Source organism: Mycobacterium sp., from assembly GCF_019243155.1.
In the GTDB taxonomy this organism is placed as follows: Bacteria; Actinomycetota; Actinomycetes; order Mycobacteriales; family Mycobacteriaceae; genus Mycobacterium.
The window spans coordinates 1-6,929 of sequence record NZ_JAFAUS010000369.1; the positions used below are offsets into that span (position 1 = coordinate 1).

General features: G+C 65.2%; 6 protein-coding genes. All 6 read left to right on the forward strand.

Going from position 1 to position 6,929, the window contains the following annotated elements; all coding sequences use genetic code 11:
- Positions 1-697: SDR family oxidoreductase (locus JOZ00_RS19000; RefSeq protein WP_293346357.1), on the forward strand; the 697-nt coding region annotated here is incomplete at its 5' end.
- A complete protein-coding gene (locus tag JOZ00_RS19005; RefSeq protein ID WP_293346359.1) occupies positions 697-2,073 on the forward strand; it encodes an aromatic ring-hydroxylating dioxygenase subunit alpha in 1,377 nt (458 codons plus the stop codon). The genes JOZ00_RS19000 and JOZ00_RS19005, both read left to right, overlap by 1 nt.
- 5 nt (positions 2,074-2,078) lie before the next feature.
- Complete coding sequence (locus tag JOZ00_RS19010; protein ID WP_293346361.1) at positions 2,079-3,932, forward strand: NAD(P)/FAD-dependent oxidoreductase; 1,854 nt, start codon at positions 2,079-2,081, stop codon at positions 3,930-3,932.
- Positions 3,929-4,864 carry an SDR family NAD(P)-dependent oxidoreductase gene (locus tag JOZ00_RS19015; RefSeq protein WP_293346363.1) on the forward strand — a complete coding sequence of 312 codons (936 nt, stop codon included), beginning with the start codon at positions 3,929-3,931 and terminating at the stop codon, positions 4,862-4,864. Before JOZ00_RS19010 ends, JOZ00_RS19015 begins: the two co-directional genes overlap by 4 nt.
- Positions 4,857-6,038, forward strand: coding sequence for a CoA transferase (locus JOZ00_RS19020; protein ID WP_293346365.1), 1,182 nt, complete (start codon positions 4,857-4,859; stop codon positions 6,036-6,038). The genes JOZ00_RS19015 and JOZ00_RS19020 overlap by 8 nt, the downstream gene beginning before the upstream one ends.
- 13 nt (positions 6,039-6,051) lie before the next feature.
- On the forward strand, positions 6,052-6,929 hold an 878-nt coding region (locus JOZ00_RS19025), incomplete at its 3' end, for a thiamine pyrophosphate-binding protein (protein ID WP_293346367.1).

Here is a 6,929-nt window from a genome sequence, read left to right on the forward strand (position 1 = left end):
CGTCGCCCCGCTGGCGCAGCAGGGTCTGTCCGTCGTGCCCGTCGCGGCCGACGCATCGACCGACGAGGGCATCGCCGCGGTGATCGAGCAGGCGCGGCGCGCCGAGGGCCGGCTGTACGGTCTGGTCAATGTCGCCGGCGGTGCGGCCCCGTCGACGTGGATGCCGTCGACCCGCGTGACCCGTGACGACTGGCGCCAGATCTTCACCGACAATCTGGAGACCGCGTTTTTCATGAGCCGGGCCGTCGCGGCCGAACTCGTCGCGCAACAGCGGTCCGGGTCGATCGTGTCCATCTCCTCGATCAGTGGCATCAACACCGCGCCCTTCCACATCGCCTACGGGACCGCCAAGGCCGCGATCACGGCGATGACCCGCACGATGGCCCTCGAACTCGCGTTGTCGGGGATCCGGGTGAACGCCGTGGCCCCGGGCGTCACCGAGACGGCGGCCTCGCGCACCTACGTCGACGAGGACCCGGAGCGGGACCGGCAGGCGATCGCGATGGGGCGGCGCGGGCGGCCCGAGGAGCAGTCCGGCGCCATCCTCTTTCTCCTCTCGGAGCTGTCGAGCTACATCACCGGACAGACCCTGCTCGTCGACGGCGGACTGGACCTCAAGTGGAGCCATCTGGGCGCCGACAACACGTCGCTGTTTCTCAAAGACGAATCCTTCCGCGCGGCGATTAGGAGGATGTGATGACCGATCTGGCCAGAGGCGTGAATACCGAAGCGGCCGAAGAACTCTCGAAACCGGTCACGATCGGCGTCGAGGCGTATATCTCCTCCGACTATGCCCGCGCCGAGCGGGACAGGCTGTGGCGCAAGGTCTGGCAGCAGGTCGGCCGTGTGGAGGAGCTGCCCGAGGTGGGCAGTTACCTGACCTATGACATCCTTGACGACTCGATCATCGTGGTGCGCACCGGCGAACACGAGTTTCGTGCCCACCACAACGTGTGCATGCACCGCGGCCGTCGGCTGATCGACAGGCCCGAGGGCGCCAAAAACGCTTGCGGGCGCACCAGGAAGTCGTTCGTCTGCGGGTTTCACGGCTGGACCTACGGCCTGGACGGGGCGTGCACCCATATTCGCGAACAACAGGATTGGCAGGAAGCGCTGACCCCGGACAACACCCACCTTCGGCCGGTCAAGGTCGACACCTGGGGTGGCTGGCTGTGGGTCAACATGGATCCGGACTGCGAGCCGCTGGCCGACTACCTGTTCCCGGCCGCGAAGATTCTCGACCCGTTCGGACTGGACAACATGCGCTTCAAATGGCGTAAGTGGCTCGAGTTCGACTGCAACTGGAAGGTGGCGCTGGAGGCCTTCAACGAGACCTACCACGTCTACACGACGCATCCCGAGTTCAACCAATTCGGCGAGTTCAAGGGCTGGGCCAAGGCGCAGGGCAGACACAGCAACATCGGCTATGACGCCCCGGACGACCTCGCGGCGACCAAGTCCAAGATCCGGCTTGGAACCGGCGCCGATCCCCGGGTGTCGACGGCCGAGATGCAGATCTACACGATGGAGGAGACCAACACCTCCACCACCGAGACGCTGGTGAACGCCGCCAAACGGTTGGTCGACGAGCTACCCGAGGGCACACCGGCCGACAAAGTGCTCGAGCACTGGCTGGCGTCCGCGCGCCGCGACGATGAGGCCCGCGGCGTGACCTGGCCGACCATTCCGTCCGACATCCTCGGCCAGGCCGGCACCGCGTGGCAGATCTTCCCGAACTTCCAGATCGGGCAGGGTCTGACCGTCGCGTTGTGCTACGGCGCTCGGCCGCACCCCAGCTATGACCCAAACAAGTGCATCTTCGAGGTCTCGGTCTTCGAACTGTATCCGAAAGGCCAAGAACCACAGACGGAATGGGAGTACACCCCGGTCGGCGATCCGAGGTGGCGCTCGGTTCTGCCCCAGGATTTCTCCAACATGGCCGCAGTCCAGCAGGGCATGAAATCCCTCGGCTTTCCGGGGACCAAGCCGAATCCGTACCGGGAGCGCAGCACCGTGAACCTGCACTACCAGTTGTCGAAATACATGGGTACCGGCGAACCACAGGAGCTTTGAGATCGATGACAACGTCCGAGGCCTGCGGGCCCACCGAGGTACCGCAGGACGTCGACATCGACGCGATGCGGGCCAAGTACGCCCAGGAGCGTGAGAAGCGCCTACGAAAGGATGGCGGCGCGCAGTATCTCGAACTCGACGGTGACCTGGCCGGCCTCTACGAGGTGGACCCGTACACCCCGGTGGCCGACCGCCCTCCGATCGATGAGGACATCGAGGTCGTGGTGCTCGGCGGTGGGTTCGCAGGGTTGTTGTCGGGTGCTTACCTGAAAAAGGCTGGCGTGCAGGATGTTCGGGTCATCGACATGGCCGGGGACTTCGGCGGTGTGTGGTATTGGAACCGCTTCCCGGGCATCCAGTGCGACAATGACGCTTACTGCTATGTCCCGATGCTGGAGGAACTCGAGTTCCTGCCGAGCAAGAAATTCGCCGACGGCGCCGAGATTTTTGCGCATTGCCAGGCCATGGGCAAACGCTTCGACCTCTACGACGGCGCGATCTTCTCCACCCAGGTCGAGACCATGCGCTGGAACGAGGAGACTAAACGCTGGCAGCTGACCACTAACCGCGGTGACGACATCCGCGCGCGATTCGTGGTGATGGCCCAGGGTTCGTACAACAAGCCGAAGCTGCCCGGCATCCCCGGCATCCAGGAGTATCTGGAGGCCGGCGGCCACGCGTTCCATTCCGCGCGCTGGGACTACGACTACACCGGGGGCGATGCCAGCGGCGGCCTGCACAAGCTCGCCGACAAGCGCGTCGCACTTGTAGGCACGGGGGCTACCGGCGTTCAGCTGGTGCCGCATCTCGGCAGGGATGCCCAGCAGCTCTTCGTGTTCCAACGCACCCCGTCGTCGGTGGACATGCGCGCCAACACGCCCACCGATCCGGCCTGGGCGGCGACCCTGCAGCCCGGTTGGCAGGAGGAGCGTAAGCGCAATTTCCACAACTGGTCACCGTTTGTCGGGGTGGTGTTCGGCGAACCGGATCTGGTGTGTGACTTCTGGACCGAATTGGGCCGCAACATGACCGCCCGGATTGCTGCAAGCCCGGATCCCGCCTCGCTCGGGATCGAGGAGATCATGGGGATCCGGGAGGAAGAGGACTTCAAGATCATGGAGCGGCTGCGGAGCCGCGTGGCCGCCCTGGTCGACGATCCCGAGACCGCCGAAGCACTCAAGCCGTACTACCGCTTCATGTGCAAGCGGCCGTGTTCGAGCGAGACGTACCTGCCGGCGTTCAACCTGCCCAACGTGACGTTGGTGGACGTGGCGGAATCCAAGGGCGTGGAGCGCCTGACGGAGAAGGGCATTGTCGCCAACGGCGTTGAGTACGAGGTCGATTGCGTGGTATTCGCAAGCGGATTCGAGATATCCACGGAGATCAGTCGCCGCTTCGCGGTCGACGTCATCGAGGGCCGCGGCGGGCTATCGCTGTTCGAGTACTGGCACCACAAATATCAGACGTTGCACGGCATGACCACCCGTGGCTTCCCCAACCAGTTCTTCACCGGCTTCATCCAGGGTGGCGTCTCGGCCAACACCACCGCGATGTTCGAGCAACAGGCCGAGCACATCGCCTACATCATCGCAGAGGCGCAGAGACGCGGCGCGACCATGGTCGAACCCAGTCAGGAGGGCCAAGACGGCTGGGTCAGGACGGTCGCCGAACTTGCGATCGATAACTCTGCCTTCGAGATGTCTTGCACGCCTGGCTATTACAATAACGAAGGCCAGGGTGGCGCCAAGGACAATGGTGCGTTCCTCGGCGATTTCTACTCGCCGGGCTTCTACGCCTTCGGCGACCTGATCGCTGAGTGGCGTTCCAGGGGTGACCTGGAAGGCCTCGAGCTTTCGTGAGCGAGTTGAGATTTGACGATCGCGTCGCCGTCGTCACCGGGGGTGGTCGAGGGCTGGGGCGCGCGTACGCGCAGCTACTCGCCGCACGCGGGGCCCGGGTCATCGTCAACGATTCCGGCGGCAGCCTCACCGGCGACGGTATCGATGCCGATCCGGCCGAACGGGTAGCCCAGGAGATCAGGGCGGCCGGGGGAGAGGCGCTTGCCTGTGCCGCTTCGGTAACCACCCGCGAAGGCGGCGAGGCGATCATCGCGGCGGCGACCGAAAACTACGGCGGCATCGACATCCTGATTCACAACGCCGGCAACGTGCGTCGCGGTTCGCTCAAGGAAATGAGCTACGAGGACTTCGATGCGGTGCTCGACGTACACCTACGCGGCGCGTTCAACGTTGTGCGGCCCGCCTTTCCGCTCATGTGCGATGCCGGTTACGGGCGCATCGTCCTCACGTCGTCGATCGGCGGCCTGTACGGAAATCACGAAGTGGCCAACTACGCGGCCGCCAAGACCGGCGTGATCGGGCTGTCCAACGTCGCCGCGCTCGAAGGCGCTCCGGACGGTGTGACGTCCAACGTGATCGTGCCGGCCGCAGTGACACGGATGGCCGCCGGAATCGACACCTCGGCCTACCCGCCGATGGGCCCGGATCTTGTTGCGCCGGTGGTGGGTTGGCTCGCACACGAATCCTGCTCGGTGACCGGGGAGATCTTCATCGCGCTGGCGGGCCGGGTAGCGCGCGCCGTCATCGCCGAAAGCCCCGGTGTGTGTCGCCCATCGTGGACGGTCGAGGACGTCGGCGCGCATCTCGACGCGATACGAAACATACAGGCGCCGTTGGTTTTTCCAGTCCTGCCCGACGGGCACAATCAGCACATCCGCTACAGCTTCGAACTGGCGCAGCGCTCAAACGATCGGGGTGAACTGCATGGCTGACCGCAAGGGACCGCTGGCCGGTTTGCGGGTGATCGACCTCACCGCGATGGTGATGGGACCGTACTGCACGCAGATCATGGCCGACATGGGCGCCGATGTGATCAAAGTCGAGCCGCCGCAAGGCGATAACACCCGCTACATCTCCGTCGGCCCGGCGCCGGGGATGAGCGGCGTCTTCGTCAACGTCAACCGGGGCAAGCGCAGCGTCGTGTTGGACCTGCGAACCGATGCGGGAATTCAGGCGCTACGGGCGCTGGTCGAGTCCGCGGATGTGTTCATCCATTCCATGCGCGCCAAGGCCGTGGCCAAACTCGGCTTCAGCTACGAGGACGTCGCCGCCCTCAACCCGTCGATCATCTACACCAATTGCTACGGCTACGGCCGGAGGGGGCCGGACCGCGACAGACCGGCCTACGACGACACCATCCAGGCCGAATGCGGGTTGCCCGCGGTCCAACAGCAGCTGACCGGCGAGGCCGACTACGTCGGAACCATCATGGCCGACAAGGTCGCCGGGCTGACGGCGCTGTATGCGACGACCATGGCGCTGTTCCATCGCGAGCGCACCGGGGAGGGCCAGGAGGTCGAGGTGGCCATGTTCGAGACCATGGCCTCGTTCATGCTCGTCGAACACGCCAATGGCGCCCTGTTCGATCCGCCGCTGGGGCCGGCCGTGTACCCGCGCACCGTGGCGCCCAACCGCAGGCCTTACCGCACCAGCGACGGCCACATCGCCGCGTTGATCTACAACGACAAGCACTGGAACGCCTTCGTCAACGCCGTGCAACCGCCGTGGGCGAACGAGCGCTATGCCACGCTCGAGCAGCGTGCGGGCGAGATCGACACCGTCTACGGGCTGGTGGCCGAGACGATGAAGCAACGCTCGACGGATGAATGGCTGGAGTTGTTGCGGGAGTTGGAAATTCCGGCCGCGCCACTGAACACCCCCAGCTCGCTGTTCGACGATCCGCATCTGAACGCCGTCGGCATGTTCGAAACCGTGGACACGCCGCACGGACCGGTGCGTTTCCCGGGCGTCCCTACCTGGTTCTCGCAGACACCCGGCCGCGTCGCAGGGCCGGCGCCGGAGCTCGGCGAGCACACCGCGGAGATCCTCGAGGAGCTGGGCCTGGCGCCATCGACCGAGAACTCGCTCAAAAGTATCTATCGCTAAGGAGTTTCGAACAATGGCTGTGCCGGTCTACAAACGCATCCTCGACCTGTTCGAGGCCGAGGGCGTCAACACCCTGTTCGGCATCCCGGATCCGAACTTCGTGCACATGTTCGCCGAGGCCGAGGCCCGCGGCTGGTCGGTGGTGGCACCGCATCACGAATTGAGCGCGGGATTCATGGCAGAGGCGGCGTCGCGCATGACGGGCAAGCCCGGCCTGTGTATCGGCACGCTCGGCCCGGGCATGGCCAACATCGCCGGAGCGGTCCAGTGCGCGCTCGTGGAGAACTCGCCGGTGATCTTCCTCGGCGGCCAGCGCGCCCGTGTCACCGAACGCCGAGTCCGGCGCGGGCGCATCCAATTCGTCCGTCAGGAGCCCCTTATCGCGCCGTCCGTCAAGTACAGCGCATCTATCGAGTACGCCGACCAGACCGATGAGATCATTCACGAGGCGATTCGCCGGGCCATGTCCGGCACGCCCGGCCCGGCCTACATCGAGTACCCGTCGCACGTCATCCTCGCCGAACTCGACGTCGCAGAACCGCTGCCGCCCAACCGGTATCGCCTCGTCAACCAGGGGGCAGGCGCCCCTGAGATCGCCGAGGCAGCGAAGTTGATTCGCGAAGCGAAGAGCCCGATTCTGTTGGTGGGCCACGGCGTGCACACGTCGCGTACCGGTGCCGCGGTGAAGGAGCTCGCCGACTTGATGGCCTGCCCGGTCATCCAGACCTCCGGGGGTACGTCCTACATCCCGGGACTACAGGATCGGACCTTCCCCTACCTGTTCTCCCCGGCCGCCAACGAGGCGGTCGAGCAATCCGACCTGTGCGTCGCGCTGGGAACCGAACTCGGTGAGCCCATGCACTACGGCCGGACCCAGCACTGGGCGGGCAA